This window comes from Variovorax sp. GW821-FHT10C12 (genome assembly GCF_059415405.1).
Genome location: NZ_JBWKNE010000008.1, coordinates 190,761 through 211,885 on the forward strand (window position 1 = coordinate 190,761; position 21,125 = coordinate 211,885).

A 21,125-nucleotide genomic window follows, 5' to 3' on the forward strand; every position below is an offset into this window, starting at 1 on the left:
CGAAAGAGAGACCACCGCATGCAGACCGCCGACTTCCCCTTGCCCTTTGTCAATGCGCCCTACAGCCGCGCGATGTTCGACGACGAGTGGATCTTCGTCTCCGGCACCATCGGCATGGACTACGACACGCAGACGCTCGCCGTCAGCGCCGAAGACCAGACCCGGCTGATGGTGCGCAACATCGAGAAGTACCTGGCGGCCTGTGGCGGGCGGCTGGAGCAGGTCATCAACTACACGCTGATCGTGGCCGGCGCCGAGCACCTGGGCGCGGTGGTGCAGACGCTGTCGGAAGTGCTGCCCTGCAAGCCGACCGGCACCGCCATGCTGGCCGGCATCGCCGTGCCGAAGGCGTGGGTGGAGATGCAGGTGATTGCGCGCAAGAGCCAGCCGGTGGGCGGGGCCAGGCCATGACACCGCGCGCCAGCGGGTTGCTGCGTGCCGGTTTCTGCGCGCTTGCCTGCGTCGTGGCCGGCTGCGGCGGCGACAACGGAGGCGGTGGCGGCTTCTTCGGTGGGTCGGCGGTGACGCCGCCACCCACACCGCCTGCGTCGAACGACACCTACAGCGCCGAGGTGCACTGGACGCAATACGGCCTGCCGCACATCAAGGCCAGCAACTACGCGGGCCTGGGCTATGGCCATGGCTATGCCGTGGCGCGCGATCACCTCTGCCTGCTGGCCGACCGCGTGCTTACGCTGCGCGGCGAGCGCTCGGAACGCTTCGGCCCGGACGGCCTGGCCACCGTGGCCTTCCTGCAGATTCCCAACCTGGACAGCGACCTGTTCTACCGCGTGCAGCTGTCGGACGACGAGGTCGAGACCGCCTGGCAGGGCCTGTCCACCGATGCACGCCAGCTCGCGCAAGGCTATGCCGCCGGCTTCAACCGCTGGGTGCGCGACCTGCCGCCCGAGGCGCGCCCCGCCGCGTGCAAGGGCCTGGCGCTGCCGCAGATGGAAGCCAGCGATGTGGTGCGCGCCACGATGCAGGTGGGCTCGCTGTGGAAGGCCTTGAGCGTCGCAGCCTACGCCTCGGCATCGACCTGGGACCAGCTGGGCGCGCCACCCGTGGCGAAGGCCAAGGGCGACCGCCCGCCGACGCAGCGCATGGCGAGCAACGCCTGGGCCTACGGCGCCGAGGCCACGGGCACGGACACCTCGATCATGGTGGCCAACCCGCACACGCTGTGGCAGGACCACTGGTTGCTGATGCACCAGATGCACCTCACCATTCCCGGCGAGATCGACGTGATGGGCGCCGACTTCCTGGGCCTGCCGCTGCCGCTGTCGGGCTTCACGCGGCACCTGGCCTGGAGCATCGAGGCGCCCTCGACCGTGACCTATCCGCTGCTGGTGGCGCTGGACGTGAAGCCCGGTGCGAAGCCTTCGTACACGGTCGACGGCGCACCGCGCGAACTGACGATGAAGACCGTCGCGCTGCGCGTGAAGCAGCCCGACGGCAGCGTGCGCACGCAAAGCCACAGCCTGCCGTACTCGCACCTCGGACCGCTGTACCACTTGCCCGCGGAAGCGGGCCGCCCGGCCGGCTGGCATGCCGTGACCGACCCCAACGTGGCGAATGCGCGTGCGCTGGACCAGATCCTCGCCGTGGCGAAGGCGCGCGACATCGGCGCCTTCGAGCAGGCGGTGGCGCGCAACCGCGGCATCACCGCGCACCTGATCGCGGGCGACAGCCAGGGGCAGGCGATGTACATCGAGTCGGGGCCGCTGCTCGATATCGGCGATGCCGCGTTGCGCGACTGCGCCGTCGTGCCGCCGCCCGACGACGCCACCGTGCCGGGCGCACTCGACGGCCGCCGCAGCGCCTGTGCCGTGCGCGATGCCGACGGCCGGCCGCGCCTGGCACCGGCCTCCCGCCTGCCGGCGCTCGCCACGCGCGGCATCGTGCAGAACGCCAACGACAGCTACAGCCTCTCGCTGGTGGGGCGCCAGCTCGATGGCTATTCATTGCTGCTCGGCAGCGCGAAGGCCCCACCCAGTGCGCGCACGCTGATGTCGCAACGGCAGATCGAAGACAGCCTGGCCGACGGACGCATCGATGTGGCCGAAGCCACCGACATGGTGTTCGGCAATCGCAACTACCTGGCCGAGACCACGCTCGATGCCGTGCTGGCCGCCTGCACCAGCGCCAAGGGCGACGCTTCGGTGCAGCGCGCCTGCGGCATCCTGGCCGCGTGGGACCGGCGCCACAACGTCGACAGCCGCGGTGCCTTGCTGTTCGTCGAGCTGGGCCCCCGGCTCGACAACGTGCCCGGCCTGTATGCGCAGCCCTACAACCCGGCGCATCCGTTCCGCGTGCGGCCGGTGTCGTCGTCGGCGGGCGTGACGGCGGGCATCGTCGCGGCGGTGCGCGACACGGCCGATGCGCTGGCGGCGCTGGGGCTGCGTGGCGACGAACGGTGGGGCGACATGCTGGCGCGGCCCACGCCGCGCGGCCGCGTGCCGCTGCATGGCGGACCGGGCGGGCAGGGCGTGCTCAATGCGCTGGAGGGCGCGCCGCTCACGAAAGACGGCTACGGCGACATCGTCGCCGGCACCTCGTACGTGCATGTGGTCACGTGGGCGCAGGGCAAGCCGGTGGCGCGCGTGATGATGGCGGGCGGGCAGTCGAGTGACCCGGCTTCGCCGCACCACGACGATCAGCTCGAACTCTTCTCGCGCAAGCAGCTGGTGACGCCGCCCTTCACCGAAGAGGAGATCGCGGCCGACCCGAAGCTGGAGCGGCGCACGTTGCGCGAGTGACGGTGTCGCCAGGCCCTAGGTGGGGCCTGGCAACGACGTCGCTCAGACCGTCATGCCTTGTTCGACGTCGAGCGTCTTGCGGCGCGCCATCGCCAGGTTCGACTTGGTCTTGTCCAGCACCAGGTAGACGAACAGGCCTTCCTTCTTCTGCATCGGGCGGATGATGTGGTACTGCTTGCCGAGCGTGATCAGCATGTCTTCGATGCTGTCGTTCAGGCCGAGGTCGCGCATGGTGCGCAGCTTGGCGCGGACCACTTCGGTGTTGCCGGCGGCGGCCACCTCGAGATCGACGCCCGAGCCGATCTGGCCCAGGATCATGCCGCTGCTCGAATCGACCAGCGCCGCGCACAGGGCGCCGTCGCAGGTCATCAGTTCGTCCATGGATTGCTTGATATTTGCCATCGAAATCTTTCCTAGTCCTCGCCCCTGAAAGTCGGCGGCCACCCGGGCGAAGGGGATGGGCGGCTGCCGGTGTCGAATGGGTGTGGTGGGCCGATGCCCGGCGTCAGGCGTGCTGCAGCAGCTGCGTTGCCTGTTTCGCGAAGTACAGGACCTGGCCGATGATGGCTTCGCGGCTGGTGACCACGCTCACGATCAGCGTCATCTCGGGATGCCGCGCCTGCAGCATGAGGATGTGGCCGTGCGTGGCCTCGATCGCCACGTTGTCGCAATGGCCCAGCTGGCTTTCCTCGCCGGCCACGGCGCCCAAAGCGGCGAGCGAACTGGCAATGGCCGACAGGCGCGCGACCTGCGCGGTGTTCTCGACGCGCGCGGCCAGCTCCAGACCGTCTTCGGTCGAGATCACCACGGCCTTCACGCCCTTGATTTCCCGCATCAGGGTGTCGATGGCCGATTCCGCTGCAAGCCTGATTCTTGGAGTGATGTTCATTGCTGCTTGAATGGAATGAGAAGGAGAGAAAGAGAAAAGAAGCGCCGTGTCGTCAGACCTCGAGCTGGAGCAGGAGCAGTTCCAGCAGCTGCACGACCTGCTGCGCATCGGTGACGTTGGCCGGCAGCACCGGGCACACGACGCCCTTGGCCTCCATGCGCCGGGCGTAGGCGTCGATGCCGGGGCTCGGGTGCGTTTCCATGCGGCCCACCGCCACGACGCAGGCGGTCTGCGCGATGAGTTCGGCAAAGCCGTCCAGGTAGATGTCCAGGTCGGCCAGCGGATCGGGGCGGCTGTTGTCCACCAGGATCACCACGCCGAGCGCGCCGCGCCCCAGGATGCGCCACATGAAGTCGAAGCGCATCTGGCCGGGCGTGCCGTACAGGCGCAGCTTTTCGCCGTTGTCGAGCGTGAGTTCGCCGTAGTCCAGGCCGACCGTGGTGGTGGCCTTGGCGACCGAGGTGTCGCTGTTGCGCACGTCGGTGCTCACGGGCGGGATCTCGCTCACGCCGGCGATGGCCGTGGTTTTGCCGGCGCCCATGGTGCCGGTGAAGAGGATCTTGTGTTCTACGGTCATTGAGGGCCTGACGGCAGCAAGCCGAGTCGGTTCCTGATGCGTGCCAGCAGGCCGGGCTGCACGGTGTCGCGGGCGGGTGCCGGGAAGCGGCTGTCGGGGAAGACGCTGTCGGGGGCCGAGGCGGCCACGAGAACGCCGGGGCTGGCGGCGCGTTCGAGCAGGCCGGCGCGCTGCAGGTCGGCCAGGAAGTCCGCGCACTCCTGGCGCGTGGCGGGCGAGCGCTGCTGCAGCGACAGCACCGACGCCGGCCGGTTGGACATCAGCGTGGCCAGCCGCAGGCGGATCGGCGCTTCGAGCACGGCCGCGGGCGGCCAGCGCAGCATGCGGAATTCTTCGTGCTCGCCGATCGGCACCTCGGTCACGGCCAGCCCCAGGCCGCGGGCGTGGACCACCATCGCGCCGAGGCGGTTGAGCGCCGTTTCCAGCGCATCGGTGTGCAGCGGCAGGGCGAGGAAAGGGCCGCGCTGCGGGTCGGCATGGGCGACGGTCAGTGTGGGCACCGCCGGTTGGGGCGAGGCGGCCGCAAGGGCGACCTGTTCGCCGACGACCCGCAGGTCGGCCTGTTCGGCCTTCCACGACCAGTTCTGGTGCGTGCGGTGGTCGAGCAGCCGGATCAGCGACTTGAGCAGCACTTCTTCCCGGTGCGCCAGTCCCTCGACGCTGTAGCTCAGCAGGGCGCGTTGACTTTTGGGAACAGTGTTAACGGCCGTCATGCAGCCTCCGCAAAGCGAAGCCCGTCAGCCGACCGCTGCGGGGCATTGCGTTCAACCGCATCGAAAACACCGATTGGGGGCGGCATCGCCGTTCTTTTTGCAACTTAAGCACTCACTGTAGGAAGTTGGACGGTGACGCCGTCCGCAACGCTGGCTTGGAGAACTAAAGTGTTTGTTTGGAGGTGGCGTCAAAAATATAACACTTGTTGCAAATAAAAACACAAGATTACGAACAACTGTTTTCAGTGGGTCGCGGACGCGACAAGGCCTCGCGGGCCGCAGCGCGGCGCGCGAGGTTTCAGGGGGGGCGGTGAAAGAGGCGGGCGCGCGGAACGGCGCCCGCCGGGGCGTCAGTGCGCCAGTTGCGCCTGCAGCGCGGCCACTTGCCGGCGCAGGTCCGCGTTTTCGGCCGTGAGTTCGGCCACGCGCTGTTCCAGTTGCTGGACAGCGTCGAGCGACGCCGGTTCGGCGCCTTCTTCGGTTTCAGGTGCGGCTTCGCGCGGCTTGCGCTTGGCTTCGCGCACGCGCTTGGCGGCCTGCTTGAGTTCGTCCTTGCCGGCGTTGGCGGCTGTCACCTGCTCCTCGGCGGGAAGGGAAGCGACGGCCGCGGCCGTGTTGATCGAGATCACGCCCGACTTCACGGCCGCCACCAGCTCGGGCGCGGCCTGCTTCTGGATCTTCTCGATCATCACGACCTGGCTGCTGCTCAGGCGCGCGGCGCGGGCGATGGCCTCGCGGCTGTTCAGCGGCACGGGCGGCGGCAGGGCTTCGTCGGAAGCGGGAGTGGAGGTCGAAGCGGGCGCGTCGTCGACGTCGAAGGGCGGGTCGTCCGCCGTGGTCGGCGTGGTGGCGGTGCTGCGGGCGCGGCGCTCGTCCACGATGTCCTTCTTGCGCAGCGCCAGCACGCCGCGCAGGTAGTCCGAGATGCTGCGGCGGCCCAGGTGCTGGTCGATCATCCACAGGTGCACGTCCTGCAGCGTCTTGAAGCGCGTGTTCTGCACGGTCTGGAAGGGCAGGCCGTGCTTCTGGCAGATGCCGTAGCGGTTGTGGCCGTCCACCAGCACGTCGCCCCACAACACCAGCGCGTCGCGGCAGCCTTCGGTGAGGATGCTGCGTTCGAGGGCTTCGTACTCCTCCGGCGTCAAGGGATCGATATAGGCTTTGAGTTCTTCGTTGACGACGATGTTCATGGGTACGGGAGCGGGGAAAGGGCCGGAATTTTAGATGGCCGCACTCGTGCGGGTCGTGGGGACCGCAAGCGGCCGGTCCCATTCGAGCGGTGCGATCTCCCGGCAGACGATGCGCGTGGGGGCCGACGCCGAAGGGCCCTGCGCGGCGCACAGGGCCACGAGATGCTTCGGCGTGGGTCGCAGTTGCCAGAAGTCCCAGCCCTGCGCGGGGTCGTCGCCCGTGCGTGAATCCGCGCGCGCGAAGCCGATCGTGCCGGGGGCGTCCAGCGCAAAGCCGAAGCTGTCCAGCGGTATCTGCAGGCCCAGGCCGCGCGCCTTGATGTAGCTTTCCTTCAGCGTCCACAACTCGAAGAAGCGTTCCGCCTGGAACGCTGCTGGCAGTGCATCCAATGCCCGTGCTTCGGCTGGCGAGAAGTAGTGGTTGGCAACGTCGAGCGCCGCCTTGCGTTGGATGTTCTCGGTGTCGACGCCCAGCTCGATGTGGCGCGCAACGACCAGCACGATGAGTCCGTCGGTGTGGCTCAGGTTGAAGGTCAGGCCGACTGCTTCAAGGGCATCCGGAGCGCCAATGCGAGGGCGCCCGAAAGCGTTGCTCGTGAACTGCCAGGCCTGCGGCGCCACCGGCGCGTAGCGCGACAGCACCGAGCGCACCAGCGTGCGTGTCAGCAGCGCGCGATGCCGGTCGCGTGCGAAGTGAAAGCGCGCCTGTTTCGACAGTTCTTCCGCACTCAGCAATGCACGGCAGGCGGCCGTCAACTCGGGGCTGCTGGCATCGCCGTGAAAGCAAAACCAGAGGTGAATCTCGCCCGCGGGCAAGGGAATGAGTGACGCGGCGCTTGGCATGAAGGGGCCACAGCTTAGAGGCCATGAGGAGGCAATCGAGGGCCGCGTTCGCATTTTTTCCATGAAAAATGATGCGACGCGAAGTGGTCTATCATCGCGATCCCCCGCATGGGCAATGCCGGGCTCCGCGTGTGTGCAGAGCTTCCGGGCCGTGCGATTCGCAGCGCCGAATTTTTCGCGGGGACCCACATCACTTGATTCGAACGGTGACCCGGAAGGTCATCACGGTGACTTGAGGTTTGCATATAAATAGTAATGATTCTTATTTGTATTTGTGCATAAAAAGTAGTAATCGGCTTGCGGACCGTTTCGGCTCGCTCACAGGAGGAAGAGGTGTTGAACATGCCAGTGGATTCGTCCGAGCCTTCGCTCGGAGAAGTCTTCATCGCCCATCGCATGCAGCTTTGGCGCGTCGCCCGCAAGATCGTCAACACGGCGGATCTGGCCGACGACGTGGTGCAGGACGCCTACCTGAAGATCGTCGACGGCCCTTGCGTGCGGCAGGCCGACCGGCCCATCGGCTACTGCTGCCAGGTGGTGCGCAACATGGCGCTGGACTACTGCCGGCGCCACCGTGTCGAGGCCAGCTATCGCACCTTCGATGTCGACGTCGAACTCCTGGATGTGCCGGACGTCGGCACGCCCGACCGCATGATGTGCGAGCGCCAGGTCATCACTGCCATCGACCAGGTGCTGTCCGGGCTCGCACCGAAAACGCGCCTGGTGTTCGAGCTCTATCGGCTGGAAGGCCTGACGCAGCGGGAGATCGCGGCGCGCCTGGGTTGCGCGCTGGGGCTGGTGAATGGCCTGATCGCCGAGGCTGCGACGGCCATCAAGTCCTGCGGCCATCTGCTGCTCGACAGCGGCTCGCGCTAGAGGCCGTCGCCCGACGCTGGGAAGGGGCACGCCCGTTTCCCGCGAGAATGCGCGCTGTGCAATGGCCGCAGGCGCTCCAGAGCCGGTCTGCACGGACAACGCGAACGGCTTTCAAGAATGACACAGGAAAAAGACGATCCCATCTGGAACACCGCATGGGACTGGGTACAGCGCGAACACGATCGCGAAAATTTCGATGACGTGGCGCGCGCCGAAATGACGACCTGGCTCCTGGCAGAGCCCGCGCATCGCCGTGCCTACGACAAGGCCGCGCAACTCTGGCTGCTCGCGGGCTTCTTGCCTCCGGCCAACGACTTCGGCGATGGCGACGAATCGCCCGATGCCGGCACCGACACCACGCCGCAGCCCCGCACCTGACGCCCGACGTCCCCGCCAACGCGCGCCATGCCGCGCGTTCGTGGCATGGCCCCGCCGGCCCACCTTGGCGGATGCAGCCATCTCCCCCGCAAGTGCTCCCTCGTGAAATGAACAGATTCGCTTGCGAAGCGTCCTGTTGGCAGGGGCGCTGCAATTCGATCCGGTCCGCGACCGGCCATCCGGCGCTCCTTCTGTTCAATCACACAAGGATGCACCGATGTCTACGAGCTGTTTTGACCGCGAAGACGAGGCCTTCATCGTTCTGGTCAATCACGAAGACCAGTACTCCATCTGGCCCCACTGGAAGGCCGTTCCCGGCGGATGGACCGCCGTCGAAGGCGTCCAGGGCGACAAGAAGACCGTTCTCGCCTACGTAGAGAGCCACTGGACCGACATGCGGCCCAGGTCGCTGCGCGAATGGATGCAGCAGCAACAGGCGGACGCACCGACCACGCAAACCGCGGCAGGTTGATGAGCGCCCAGGCGCCCCTGGCGCTGCTGTGCCTGCCGTGCGCGGGCGCAAGCGCCTCCATGTACCTGCGGTGGCGGCGTTTCCTGCCGCCGTGGGTTCGCATCGTGCCGGTGGAGTTGCCGGGGCGCGGCGCGCGCATGGGCGAAACATTTGTCGAAGACTTCGATGCGATGGTCGCGCGGATCTGCGCCGAGCACGCCGACGCGATGCGCGGCGACTTCGCGTTTTTCGGGCACAGCATGGGCGCGTTGCTCGTGCATGGCGTGGCCCGTCGTCTTCAGTCCTTGCGGCGGCCGTTGCCGCGCGCGCTGCTGGTGTCCGGCTGCGCGGCCCCTTCCCGACGCGATCCCGGGCGCTTCGACGGCGGCGAAGACGACGCCTCGCTGATCGCCGAACTGCGCAAGCAGGGCGGCACGCCCGAAGAGGTGTTCGCGAGCGAGGAGCTCATGCGCATCACGCTGGACACGCTGCGCGCCGACCGCCGCGTCTGCCGCAGCCACGTTCATGTCGCCGCCTGGCCGCCGCTCCCGCTGCCGATCCATGCCTTTGCGGGACGCCAGGACGACATCGAGGTGCCGGCCATGGCGGCCTGGTCCGAAGAGACCGGCGGCGCCTTCACGCTCGACTGGTTCGAGGGCGGCCATTTCTTTCTCAGGCAACACGAGGCCGCCTTTCTCGCGGCGCTCGCACGGCGTCTGCCAACGCATCTTCATCCAGCGCACCTTCAGGCGCATCAAGGGTAGATATGAACGAACCGCTCGCGACGGCATCCGCCGGCCGGCCCCCGCGCAATTTCGTGGCGCACCTGCGCGCGTTGGCCGAACGGCGTCCGCATGACGTTTGGCTCACCGTGGTCGACGAGATCGACGGCGTCTACAGCGAGTTGCCCTTCACCTATGCCGTCTTCGAGCAGCGCGTGCGCGCGCTCGCGGCCCGCCTGCAGCAGCAGTTCGCCAAGGGCGACCGCGCGCTCGTGATGCTCGACAACGGCGACCACTACGCCGTGAGCATGCTGGCCTGCTTCTACTGCGGCGTGATCGCGGTGCCGGTGTTCCCGCCCGAATCGACGCGGCCGCAGCACCTGGCGCGGCTCACCGGCGTGGCCGCCGATTCGCAGGCGCGCTGCGTGCTCACGTCTTCCGCGCTGAGCGCCGCGATGTCGGCGGCAGGCAACCAGTTCGGCGATGTGCAGATCGTTGCCGTCGACGCGATCGACATCGCGCTCGCCGACACCTGGCAGCCTTTCGAGCCCAGCGACGACGATATCGCCTTCCTGCAATACACCTCGGGCTCGACCTCGGCGCCCAAGGGTGTCATCGTCACGCATCGCAACCTGATGGCCAACGAGCAGGCGATCCAGGTCGGCATGGGCATCGGGCCCGACGACAAGTTCGTCTCGTGGGCGCCGCTCTATCACGACATGGGCCTCATCGGCGGCCTGATGCAGCCGCTCTACAGCGGCATCCCGCTGGTGCTGACGTCGCCGCGCTATTTCCTCGAACGCCCGGTGCGCTGGCTGGAGCTGATCTCGCGCCACCGCGCCACGCTCAGCGGCGGCCCCGACTTCTCGTTCCGCCTCTGCCTGGAGCGCGTGAAGGACGCGCAGATCGCGCAACTCGACCTCTCGAGCTGGCGCGTGGCCTACACCGGCGCCGAGCCGGTGCGTGCCGACACCGAATTCGATTTCATCGAACGCTTCGCCCCCGCGGGCTTCGACCCCGGCGCGGTCTACGCCTGCTACGGCCTCGCCGAAGCGACCCTGTTCGTGACCGGCGGCAAGCGCGGCGCCGGCATGGTGGCGCGCGGCTTCGACGCCGATGGCCTGGCCGCCGGCAAGGGCGCGCCCAGCGAGGGCGGCACGCTGCTCGTGGGCTGCGGCGCGGTGGCGGTCGAGCATGTGGTCGAGATCGTCGATCCCGCCACGCTGTCCGTGGTGGCCGAGCCCGGCCGCATCGGCGAAATCTGGGTGAGCGGCGGGAGCATCGGTGCCGGCTACTGGGGCAAGCCGCGCGAATCCGCCGAGACCTTCGTCGAGATCGCGGGTCGCCGCTGGCTGCGCACCGGCGACCTCGGCTTCGTCTGCGACGGCGAGCTCTACGTCACGGGCCGCATCAAGGACCTGATCATCGTCCGCGGCCACAACATCTACCCGCAGGACATCGAGCGCGTCATCGAGGCCGAGGTCGATGCGGTGCGCAAAGGGCGCGTGGCGGTGTTCGCCGCCAGCGGTCCCGACGGCGAAGGCATCGGCGCCGCGGCCGAGGTGTCGCGCAGCATGCAGAAGCTGGTGCCGCCGCAGGTGCTGGTCGAGGCGCTGAGTGCCGCGGTCAGCGAAGTGTTCGGCGAAGCGCTGTCGGCCGTGCTGCTGCTCAACCCGGGCGGCATGCCCAAGACCACCAGCGGCAAGCTGCAGCGCAGCGCCTGCCGCGCGGGCTGGCTCGATCGCAGCGCGGATGCCTATGCGATCTACGAGCGCGGGGCGTTCGTCAAGGGCGGCCCCACCGAGGCGCCGGCCGAAGAACCCGCGCTGGACGAGACCGAGCGTACGCTCGACGCCATCTGGCGCGAGGTGCTGCGGCCGGCCGATGCGAAGCCCTTTGCGCGCGACGCGCATTTCTTCACCCGTGGCGGCAGTTCGCTCACCGCGACCCAGGTGGCCTCGCGCATCTCGGCGCATTGGGATGTCGATTTCCCCGTGCGCCTCATGTTCGAGCAGCCGCGGCTGCGCGAGTGCGCGGCCGCCGTGCGAAAGCAACTCGCGCAAGGCGTGCGCGCCCGCCCGGCGCCCATCGCCGTGTTGCCGCCGGAACGCAGGCTGCACGCGCTGCCGCTGTCCCATGCGCAGGAGCGCCAGTGGTTCCTCTGGCAGCTCGATCCGGCGAGTGCGGCGTACCACATGAGCGGCGCGCTTCGCCTCACCGGCGTGCTGCAGGCCGATGCGCTGCGCGCGGCGCTCGACGACCTCGTTGCGCGGCACGAGTCGCTGCGCACCGTGTTCCGCGTGGGCAGCGACGGCGTTGCCGCGCAATGGATCAAGCCGACCGGCACGCTCGCGCTCGAAGTGATCGACCTGCGTGACGTGCCTGCCGATGAACGCGACAACCGCCTTGAAAGCGAGGTCCGCCGCATCAAGAGCGCGCCTTTCGACCTGGCCCGGGGCGGCTTGTGGCGCGCGGCGCTGCTGCGCCTGACGGACGACACCCAGGTGCTCGCCATGGTGATGCACCACATCGTGTCCGATGGTGCCTCGATGCAGGTGCTGATCGACGAACTGGCCGCAGGCTATGCAGCGCGCCGGCAGGGCCGTGCCGCGGCGTTGCCCGTGCTGCACGCGCAGTACGCCGACTACGCGGTCTGGCAGCGCGAGTGGCTGGCCGCCGGCGAGGCCGAGCGGCAGCTCGCCTGGTGGCGCAAGGAACTTGGCGATGCGCATCCGGTGTTCGAGCTGCGCAGCGACCGCCCGCGCAATCCGCAGGCCAGCTACCGCGCGGCGCGGCACACCGTCGAGTTGCCCGCACCGTTGCTCGGCCAGCTGCGCGGCGTTGCACAGGCCGAGGGCGTCACGCTGTTCATGGTGCTGCTCGCGGGCCTGCAGGTGCTGTTGCACCGCTATACAGGCCAGGAAGACATTCGTGTCGGCGCCACGATCGCCAACCGCAACCGAGTGGAGTTCGAGAACGTCATCGGCCTGTTCGTCAACACGCTCGTGCTGCGCAACCCGATCAGCGGCCGCACACCGCTCTCGCGCGCGCTCGCACAGGCCCGTGAGGCGGTGCTGGGCGCGCAGGCGCACCAGGACCTGCCCTTCGAGCAACTGGTGCAGCACCTGCAGCCTGGGCGCAGCATGGGCCAGAGCCCCTTGTTCCAGGTGATGATCAACCACCTCTTCGAGGACCATCGCCCGCTGCAGCGCCTGGAAGGCATCCAGGTGCAGGACCAGGCGCTGCCCGACCTGCAGACCCAGTTCGACTGGGTGCTGGAAGCCCGGGAGCGGCCCGACGGCCATCTGAGGCTCGACGTGATCTACGCCGACGATCTGTTCGAGCGCGAAACCATCGCACGCATGGCGCGGCATTACGTGACCGTGCTCGGCGCGCTCTGCACCGATGCAGACCGTGCGGTGGACGGCATCGCGCTGCTCGACGATGCCGAACACGCGCAGCTCGCGGCATGGGGCGTCAGCACGGCGAGCCACGGCGAGGCCGAGCCGGTGCACCATGTCATCGCACGCCGGGCTGCCGCGCATCCGGATGTCCAGGCGCTGGTTTTCGGCGATGAAGCACTGAGTTATGCCGAGCTCGAGCGCCGCGCCAACCGCCTCGCCCACCAACTCATCGCCCGCGGCGTGCGGCCCGAGAGCCTCGTGGGCGTGGCGCTGGAGCGCAGCAACGAACTGGTCATCGCGCTGCTTGCGGTCATGAAGGCCGGCGGCGCCTACGTGCCCATCGACCCGGAGCATCCGATCGATCGCATCGCCTACATGGTGCAAGACAGCGGACTCGCGTTGCTGGTCACCCAGGAGCGTCTGCGCGAACGGCTGCCCCAGGAGATGCCGGGCGTGGCGCTGCTGGCCATCGATGGCGACGATGCGCAGGGGCATGCGCCCGACAGCGATCCGGCCGTGGCGCTGAACGCCGAGAACCTCGCCTATGTCATCTACACCTCGGGCTCCACCGGCAAGCCCAAGGGCGCGGCCAACCGTCACCGCGCGTTGCACAACCGGCTCGCCTGGATGCAGCAGGCTTATGCCCTGGGCGCCGGCGACACCGTGCTGCAGAAGACGCCGTTCAGCTTCGACGTGTCCGTGTGGGAGTTCTTCTGGCCGCTGATGGTCGGTGCGCGGCTGGCCGTGGCGGCACCGGGCGATCACCGCGACCCGGCGCGGCTGGTCGAACTGATCCGCCGTCACGGCGTGAGCACGCTGCACTTCGTGCCTTCGATGCTGCAAGCTTTCCTCACGCAGCCCGACGTGGAAAGCTGCACCAGCCTGCGCCGCATCGTGTGCAGCGGCGAGGCCCTGCCCGCCGAGGCGCAGAACGAGGTGCTCGCTCGCCTGCCGCAGGCCCGGCTCTACAACCTCTACGGCCCCACCGAAGCGGCCATCGACGTGACCCACTGGACCTGCCGCGACGACGGCCGCAGCCAGGTCGCGATCGGGCAGCCCATTTCCGGCATCCAGACCCATGTGCTCGATGCTTCGCTCAACCTCGTGCCGCCGGGCGTGGCGGGCGAGTTGTACCTGGGCGGCATCGGCCTGGCGCGCGGCTATGCGAAGCGACCGGGGCTGACCTCGGAGCGCTTCGTGGCCGACCCCTTCGATGCGACCGGCGGCGGGCGCCTGTACCGCACCGGCGACCTCGTGCGCTGGAACAGCCAGGGCCAGCTCGACTACCTCGGCCGCCTCGACCACCAGGTGAAGATCCGCGGCTTCCGCATCGAACTCGGCGAGATCGAGGCACAGCTGCTCGCGCATCCGCAGGTGCGCGAGGCCGTGGTCGTGGCCCGCGAGGGGGCGACGGGCACTTCGCTGGTGGCTTACATCGCCGCCCACGCGCAGCAGGTGGTCGACACCGTCGCATTGCGCGAGCAGCTGGGGCAGGCGCTGCCCGACCACATGGTGCCGCGCGCTCTCGTGGTGCTGGATGCGCTGCCGCTCAACGCCAACGGCAAGGTCGATCGCAAGGCGCTGCCCGAGCCCGGGGAGTCGGGCCGCGAGCGCACTTACGAGGCGCCGCAGGGCCATGTGGCGCGCTCGCTCGCGGCCATCTGGTCGGAGGTGCTGCAGGTCGGGCAGGTCGGGCTGCACGACAACTTCTTCGACCTCGGCGGGCATTCGCTGCTGCTCATCCGTGCGCACCGCCTGCTGGAAGACCGGCTGCAGGGCAGCTTCCCGCTGGTCAACCTCTTCAAGTACCCCACCGTCGAATCGCTCGCGCGCTGGATCGAGCAGGGAGGTGCGCAAGCCGCGGCTGCTTCTGCGGCGGGCGCCGACGACCGCGCGCTGCGCCAGCGCGCCGCGATGCTTCAACGCCGCAAGGCCGCACAGAGAGTCACCTGATGTCTAGCTTCAACGAACCCACCGGTCTCGAGATCGCCATCGTCGGCCTGTCGGGCCGCTTTCCCGGCGCCGACGACGTGGACGCCTTCTGGCGCAACATCCAGGGCGGCGTGGAATCGGTGTCGCGCTTCACCGACGAGCAGCTGCGCGAACGCGGCGTGCCGCAGAGCCTGCTGGACGACCCCGACTACGTGAAGGCCGGCGTGATGTTCGAGGGCTTCGACCACTTCGACGCCGGCTTCTTCGGCTACACGCCCCGCGAAGCCGAGACCCTCGACCCGCAGCAGCGCGTGTTTCTCGAGTGTGCTTCGGCGGCGCTCGAACACGCCGGCTGCGATACCGAGCGCTGGCCGGGCAAGGTCGGCGTCTACGCGGGCGAGGGCGCCAACGTCTACCTGATCCGCAACCTGCTGCCGTCCTTCGGCCTCGGCGCGCACACGGGCATCGCCGACCTGCTCGGCCTGATGAACGGCAACGGCAGCGGCTCGCTGTGCACGCGCGTGGCCTACAAGCTCAATCTGCGCGGCCCCGCCGTGAGCGTGCAGACCGCCTGCTCCACCTCGCTCACGGCCGTGCACACCGCCTGCCAGGCGCTGTTGAGCCACGATTGCGACATGGCCCTGGCCGGCGGCGTGTGGCTCAACCTGCTGCAGGAGGGTGGCTACCGCTACCAGGCCGGCGCGATCCTCTCGCCCGATGGCCATTGCCGCGCCTTCGACGCCGATGCGGCCGGCACGGTGATCGGCAGCGGTGCCGGCGTGGTCGTGCTCAAGCGCCTCGATGAGGCGCTGCGCGACGGCGACACCATCCATGCCGTCATCAAGGGCACCGCGGCCAACAACGACGGCTCCGCCAAGGTCGGCTTCACCGCGCCCAGCATCGACGGGCAGGCCGAGGTCATCCGCGCGGCGCAGCTGATCGCGGGCGTCTCGGCCGACACCATCGGCTACATCGAGGCGCACGGCACCGGCACCACGCTGGGCGACCCGATCGAGATCGCGGCGCTCACGCAGGCCTTTCGCGCCGACACCGAGCGGCGCGGCTTCTGCGCCGTCGGTTCGGTCAAGACCAACATCGGCCACCTCGATGCGGCGGCCGGCGTGGCGGGGCTCATCAAGGCCACGATGGCGCTCAAGCACGGCGTGCTGCCGCCCAGCCTGCATTTCACGAAGCCCAATCCGCAGATCGATTTCGCGAGCAGCCCGTTCTATGTGAACGCGCAGCGCCAGCCCTGGCCCGAGGGCCGCACGCCGCGCCGCGCGGGCGTGAGCTCGTTCGGCATCGGCGGAACCAATGTGCACGCGGTGCTCGAAGAGGCGCCGCGTACGCGTTCCGCGCAAGTCAAGGCATCGCCGTGGCAGGTGCTGCCGCTGTCGGCCAAGGACGCAGGCGCGCTCAAGGAAGGCCGTGAGCGCCTGGCTGCGCATCTGCGCGAATCCGGCGATGAGCAATCGCTGGCGGACGTCGCCTTCACGCTTCAGGAAGGACGCAAACCCTTTGCATGGCGCAGCGCAGTGGTCGCGAACCAGTCCGCGATGGCCGCCGAGATGCTCGCTGCGCCCCTCGCGCTCGCGCCGAAGCCCGTGACCGCGGCGCCCGAAGTCGTGTTCCTTTTTCCCGGCAGCGGCACGCAGCACGCGCTCATGGGCGCAGACCTCTATCGCGAGAGCACCGTGTTCCGCGAGGAGATGGACCGCTGCTTCGCGCTGCTGCGCAAGGACAGCGGCGTCGACTTGCAGCCGCTGCTGTTTCCACCAGCGGGCGGCGAGGGGGTCGCCAATGAGCGCCTGCTGCGCGTCGAGTTCGCGCAGCCCGCGCTCTTCGTCGTCGGCTACGCGATGGCGCGCTGGTGGATGCACTGCGGCGTCAAGCCCGCGCTGATGCTCGGCCACAGCCTTGGCGAATATGTCGCGGCATGCCTGGCCGGCGTGTTCTCGCTCGAAGATGCGCTGCGCATCGTGGCCGCGCGCGGCCGCCTGCTGCAGACGGTGGTGCCGGGCGCGATGACCGCCGTGTCGCTTTCCGAGAAGGAGCTGGCGCCCTGGCTCGCCATGGGCTGCGATCTTGCCGCGGTGAACGGCGAGGCGCTGTGCGTGCTCTCCGGCCCGGTGGATGCGATCGAGCGCGTCGAGGAGGCGCTGCGCGCGAAGCAGCATGTGCCGCGCCGCCTGCACGTGTCCATTGCTTTCCATTCGCGCCTCGTCGACCCGGTGGTCGCGGAGCTGGAGCGCGTCGTGGCTGCGGTGCCGAGGAGCGCACCCGCCATTCCATTTCTCTCCAATGCGTCGGGCAAGCCGATCACGGCGCAGGAAGCCACCGACCCCGCTTACTGGGGGCGGCATCTGCGGGGCGCGGTGCGCTTCGCCGAAGGCCTGCGCGAGGTCTTCGCGACGCCCGGCCGCGCGGTGATCGAAGTCGGTCCGGGCGAGACGCTCGCCGGTCTCGCAAGGCTGCACGCCGACAGCACTTCGGCCGCCGGCATCTGGGCCAGCCAGGCCCATCCGCAGCAGCTCGCGCGCAATGCGCCGCAGCTGGCGAATGCGGTGGCGGGCTTGTGGACCGTGGGCGTGGACATCGACTGGGCAGCCTGCCGCAACGGCGAGAGCCGGCGCCGCGTGTCATTGCCGACCTATGCCTTCCGGCGCCAGCGGTTCTGGGTTGATCCCGCGGCAGCGTCGCAGCAGCCCGTGCAAGCCGGGCCCACCAGTCCTTTCTACGTGCCCGCGTGGAAGCGCACGGCACTGCCGCCGCGTGCCGAGCAGCCCGCAGTGGCCGACACGGGAGGCTCGGGCTGCACGCTGATCCTCGGCGATGCCAACAGCTTCACCGACCGCCTCGCACGCACGCTGCGTGCGCAGGGCGTGCCGGTGGTCGTCGCGTTGCGTGGCAAGGCCTTCGCGCGCACCGCCGCGCTGCAGTACACGCTGCGGCCCACGGAGCGCGCCGAGCATGCGCGGCTCCTGCGCGAGGTGGAAGCCGAGGCCGGTGCGGTGACGCAGGTGTTCCATCTGTGGAGCCTCGACGCGGGGCGCCCCGCCGCCTCGCAGGCCGAGGTCTTCGAGCGTGGTTACTTCAGCCTGCTCGCACTGGCCCAGGCGCTCGACGACGCCGGTGGATCGCAACGCGCACCGCTGGCGCTGACCGTGGTCGCCGACGGCATCGAGGACGTCACCGGCACCGAGGCCCTTTCGCCCGAGAAGGCCACGCTGCGCGGCCTGGCCAAGGTGCTGGGCCAGGAGTCGCCGTCGATCGCGTGCCGCATCGTGGATGTGGTGCTGCCGGCGCCCGAGAGCGCGGCCGAGAGTGAACTTGCACGCCGCGTGGCCGAAGAGGCGGCGGCATCGCACGGCGAAGCCGTCGTCGCCTACCGCGGTCCGCACCGCTGGACCAAGGGCTACGAAGCGCTCGCAGTGGATACGCCGGGCGTGCAGCGCCTGCGCAAGGGCGGCGTGTATCTCATCACCGGCGGGCTCGGCGGCGTGGGCCTTGCGCTCGCGCGCCACCTCGGCAAGACCTGGCAGGCCCGGCTGGTGCTGCTGGGCCGCACGCCGGTGCCCGAGCGCAGCGAGTGGGCGCGCCTTGCCGAAGCAGCCGACCAGCCATTGGCGCTGCGCCGCCGGCTGCAGCAACTCATCGAACTGGAGGCGGCCGGCACCGAGGTGCTGACCGTGGCCGCCGATGTGAGCGACCCTGCCCAACTGCGCAGCGCATGGGCCGCGGCGCGTGCGCGCTTCGGCGCGGTGAACGGTGTCGTCCACGCCGTCATCGAACCCGGCCACGGCATGGTCTCGCAACGCACGCAGGCGCAGGTCGAAGCGGCGTTCGCACCCAAGGTGGCGGGCACGCGCGCGCTGCTCGACGCGGTGGCCTCGGAGCCGCTGGATTTCGTGCTCTTCTGCTCCTCGATCGCGACGCTGCTCGGCGGCCTTGGCCTCAGCGACTACGCCGCGGCCAACGACTACCTCGATGCCTTGGCGAGCGCGCACCGCCGTTCGTCGGCGTTTCCGGTGTTTTCGGTCAACTGGGACGCCTGGCGCGACGTGGGCGCCGCGGCCGGCAAGGACATGCCCGAGGGCATGGGCCTGGACGAGCGCACCGGCGTGCTGGCCTTCGAGCGCATCGTCAACGGGCCCGACCTGCCGCAGGTCGTGGTGTCCGCCTTGCCGCTCGCGCCGCGCCTGCGCCCGCTTCGCGGCCTGCTGGATGCGATGGACGACGAGCCCGAGGCCACCGCCCCCGCGCGCGCCGGCCATCCACGTCCCGTGCTGCAGACGGCTTTCGTCGCCCCAGAAGGCGATCTCGAGGAGGGGCTCGCCGAACTGTGGACCGAGGCGCTCGGCATCGCGCCCGTGGGCGTGAACGACAACCTGTTCGAACTGGGCGGCGATTCGCTGCTCGCCATCCGCCTGCTGTCGAAGGTGCGCAAGGCCTACGGCGTGGACCTGGCGCCTGCCGCCTTCTTCAAGGCGCCCACCGTCGCCGAGCTGGCTGCACTGGTCGAACTGCGGCTGATCGAGGACATCGAAGCGGCCAGCCTCGACGACGAAGCCGACGAAGCCGACGAAGCAGGCGAAAAGGGCCGGGACGGCGATCGCCTCGACCGCAGCACTGCGAGTTTTCCATCATGAGCCAGGGTAACGACATCACCGCACGCCGCGCGAAACTGACGCCGGCGCAACTGAGCCTGCTGCAGCGCCGCCTGAAGCGCGAGGACGGCAACGGTGCCGCCGGGACGGCCGGCACCGCGCCGCGTCCTTCGCGCGAGGGCATCGCGAAGAGCACCGACGACGGCGGCGCCGCGCCGGTCTCCTTCATGCAGCAGGGCCAATGGTTCCTTTGGCAGCTCGATGCCGGCAACACGGCGTATCACGTCGGCGGCGGACTCGGCTTCTCGGGCTTGCTGGACGTGGCCGCACTGCAAGAGGCGGTGCATCGCCTGGTGCAGCGCCACGACAGCCTGCGCACCGTGTTCGGCACCGGCGCGGAAGGCCTGCCCGAGCAGCGCATCGACCCCGTAGCACGCGTCGACATTCCCTTCGCCGATCTGAGCACGCTCGATGCCGCGACCCGCGCGGTGCGCCATCGTGAAGCGGTGCTCCAGGTCTGCCGCACACCCTTCGACCTGACGACCGGCCCGCTGCTGCGCGGCGCGCTGCTGAAGATGGAAGAGGGCGAGCACCAGTTGCTGCTGATGCTGCACCACATCGTCTCTGATGCGTGGACTGTCGAACTCATCCTCGACGAGCTGGCGCAGTTCTATGCGCAGCAGATCGATGGCGTGGCGGCCCGGCCGGGACCCGGGCCCGAGATCCGCTACATCGACTTCGCGCGCTGGCAGCACCGGTGGCTCGAAGGGGAAGAGGGCGCGCGGCAACTGGCTTATTGGCGCCAGCGGCTCGGCGGCAGCCAGCCGGTGCTCGACCTCGCGACCGATCGCCCGCGCTCGGGCCAGTCCGGCTACAGCGCGGTGCAGCATGCGCTCGACGTGCCCGCGCCGCTCGCGCGCGAACTCCGGCAGCAGGCGCGCGCGCAGGGTAGCACGCTCTTCATGGTGCTGCTCGCAGCCTTCCATGCGGTGCTTTTCCGCTACACCGGGCAGGATGAGATCCGCATCGGCGTGCCGGTCGCGGGCCGCAGCCGTCCCGAGACCGTGGGTGTCGTCGGCGCTTTCATCAACACCGTGGTGATGGATGCGCGCCTGAACGCGCGCATGCCGCTGGCCGAACTGCTCGCGCAGGTGCGCGACACCGCCTTCGAGGCGCAGGCGAACCAGGAGCTGCCCTATGAACGGCTGGTGCAGGCGCTGCGCGGCGACGGCGGCCATGCGGCCCCTCCGCTGTTCCAGGTCATGTTCAATCATCTGGGGGAAGGCGAGCGGCCGCTGCGCGGCTGGCCGCGGTTGGCGGTGCGGCGCATTGACCTGGAAGAGCGCACCGCGCCCTTCGAGCTCACGCTGGAAACCATCGAGCGCGAGGACGGCAGCATCCGCGCCGCCTTCCGCTACGCGGCCGAACTCTTCGAGCCCGCCACCATCGCGCGACTTGCGGGCCACTACCACCGCGTGCTCGCCGCACTGGCCACCGACCCGCGCCAGCCGCTGGGCGCGCTCGCGCTGCTCGACGAGGTGGAACATGCGCAGCTCGCGGCATGGGGCGTCAACATGCGAAGCCATGGCGACGTCGAGCCCGTTCACCGTCTCTTCGAACGCCAGGCCGCCGCGCAGCCCGACGCGACCGCGTTGGCCTTCGGCGAGCAGGTGCTGAGCTATGGCGACCTGAACGCACGCGCCAACAGCCTCGCGCACCACCTGCTGGCGCGCGGCGTGAAGCCCGAGACGCTGGTCGGCATCGCGGTGGAGCGCTCGCCCGAT

At 69.3% G+C, this 21,125-nt stretch carries 15 protein-coding genes; 9 read left to right on the top strand and 6 right to left on the bottom strand.

Features of this window, described 5'->3' with window-relative positions:
- Positions 1–18 precede the first annotated feature (18 nt).
- Together AC07OH_RS27160 and AC07OH_RS27165 are read left to right on the top strand one after the other, a co-directional pair.
- Positions 19–411, top strand: coding sequence for a Rid family hydrolase (locus AC07OH_RS27160; RefSeq protein ID WP_495302763.1), 393 nt, complete (start codon positions 19–21; stop codon positions 409–411).
- On the top strand, positions 408–2,759 hold the full coding sequence (locus AC07OH_RS27165; RefSeq protein WP_495302764.1) for a penicillin acylase family protein: 2,352 nt from the start codon (positions 408–410) through the stop codon (positions 2,757–2,759). Before AC07OH_RS27160 ends, AC07OH_RS27165 begins: the two co-directional genes overlap by 4 nt.
- Positions 2,760–2,801: 42 nt before the next feature.
- On the opposite strand, the gene AC07OH_RS27170 is transcribed toward AC07OH_RS27165, so the two are convergent.
- The 6 genes from AC07OH_RS27170 to AC07OH_RS27195 all read right to left on the bottom strand — a co-directional run bounded on the left by AC07OH_RS27170 (position 2,802) and on the right by AC07OH_RS27195 (position 6,884).
- Positions 2,802–3,161 (bottom strand): hypothetical protein, encoded by a 360-nt coding sequence (locus AC07OH_RS27170; protein ID WP_070062428.1) that lies wholly within the window; start codon positions 3,159–3,161, stop codon positions 2,802–2,804.
- 103 nt (positions 3,162–3,264) lie between these two features.
- Positions 3,265–3,648, bottom strand: coding sequence for a roadblock/LC7 domain-containing protein (locus AC07OH_RS27175; protein WP_062469906.1), 384 nt, complete (start codon positions 3,646–3,648; stop codon positions 3,265–3,267).
- A gap of 52 nt (positions 3,649–3,700) precedes the next feature.
- The gene (locus AC07OH_RS27180; protein ID WP_062469903.1) at positions 3,701–4,225 is read right to left on the bottom strand and encodes a GTP-binding protein; all 525 of its coding nucleotides are present in this window, start codon (positions 4,223–4,225) and stop codon (positions 3,701–3,703) included.
- Complete coding sequence (locus tag AC07OH_RS27185; protein WP_495302765.1) at positions 4,222–4,938, bottom strand: hypothetical protein; 717 nt, start codon at positions 4,936–4,938, stop codon at positions 4,222–4,224. The genes AC07OH_RS27180 and AC07OH_RS27185 overlap by 4 nt, the downstream gene beginning before the upstream one ends.
- Positions 4,939–5,288: 350 nt before the next feature.
- Complete coding sequence (locus AC07OH_RS27190) at positions 5,289–6,128, bottom strand: plasmid replication/partition related protein (protein ID WP_495302766.1); 840 nt, start codon at positions 6,126–6,128, stop codon at positions 5,289–5,291.
- Positions 6,129–6,158: 30 nt separating this feature from the next.
- The gene (locus tag AC07OH_RS27195; RefSeq protein ID WP_495302767.1) at positions 6,159–6,884 is read right to left on the bottom strand and encodes a 4'-phosphopantetheinyl transferase family protein; all 726 of its coding nucleotides are present in this window, start codon (positions 6,882–6,884) and stop codon (positions 6,159–6,161) included.
- A gap of 429 nt (positions 6,885–7,313) precedes the next feature.
- Between AC07OH_RS27195 and AC07OH_RS27200 the strand changes: the two genes are divergently transcribed.
- The 7 genes from AC07OH_RS27200 to AC07OH_RS27230 all read left to right on the top strand — a co-directional run.
- Positions 7,314–7,847 (top strand): sigma-70 family RNA polymerase sigma factor, encoded by a 534-nt coding sequence (locus tag AC07OH_RS27200; protein WP_206167912.1) that lies wholly within the window; start codon positions 7,314–7,316, stop codon positions 7,845–7,847.
- 216 nt (positions 7,848–8,063) lie between these two features.
- Positions 8,064–8,225: a hypothetical protein gene (locus AC07OH_RS27205; RefSeq protein WP_495302768.1), complete on the top strand. Its 162-nt coding sequence runs from the start codon at positions 8,064–8,066 to the stop codon at positions 8,223–8,225.
- Positions 8,226–8,442: 217 nt separating this feature from the next.
- Positions 8,443–8,697 carry an MbtH family protein gene (locus tag AC07OH_RS27210; RefSeq protein ID WP_495302776.1) on the top strand — a complete coding sequence of 85 codons (255 nt, stop codon included), beginning with the start codon at positions 8,443–8,445 and terminating at the stop codon, positions 8,695–8,697.
- Entirely contained in the window at positions 8,697–9,440 is a 744-nt protein-coding gene (locus tag AC07OH_RS27215; RefSeq protein WP_495302769.1) for a thioesterase II family protein, read from the top strand. Before AC07OH_RS27210 ends, AC07OH_RS27215 begins: the two co-directional genes overlap by 1 nt.
- A gap of 2 nt (positions 9,441–9,442) precedes the next feature.
- Positions 9,443–14,755: an amino acid adenylation domain-containing protein gene (locus tag AC07OH_RS27220; protein WP_495302770.1), complete on the top strand. Its 5,313-nt coding sequence runs from the start codon at positions 9,443–9,445 to the stop codon at positions 14,753–14,755.
- Positions 14,755–19,383, top strand: coding sequence for a type I polyketide synthase (locus tag AC07OH_RS27225; protein ID WP_495302771.1), 4,629 nt, complete (start codon positions 14,755–14,757; stop codon positions 19,381–19,383). The genes AC07OH_RS27220 and AC07OH_RS27225 overlap by 1 nt, the downstream gene beginning before the upstream one ends.
- Positions 19,380–21,125: condensation domain-containing protein (locus AC07OH_RS27230; RefSeq protein WP_495302772.1), on the top strand; the 1,746-nt coding region annotated here is incomplete at its 3' end. The genes AC07OH_RS27225 and AC07OH_RS27230, both read left to right, overlap by 4 nt.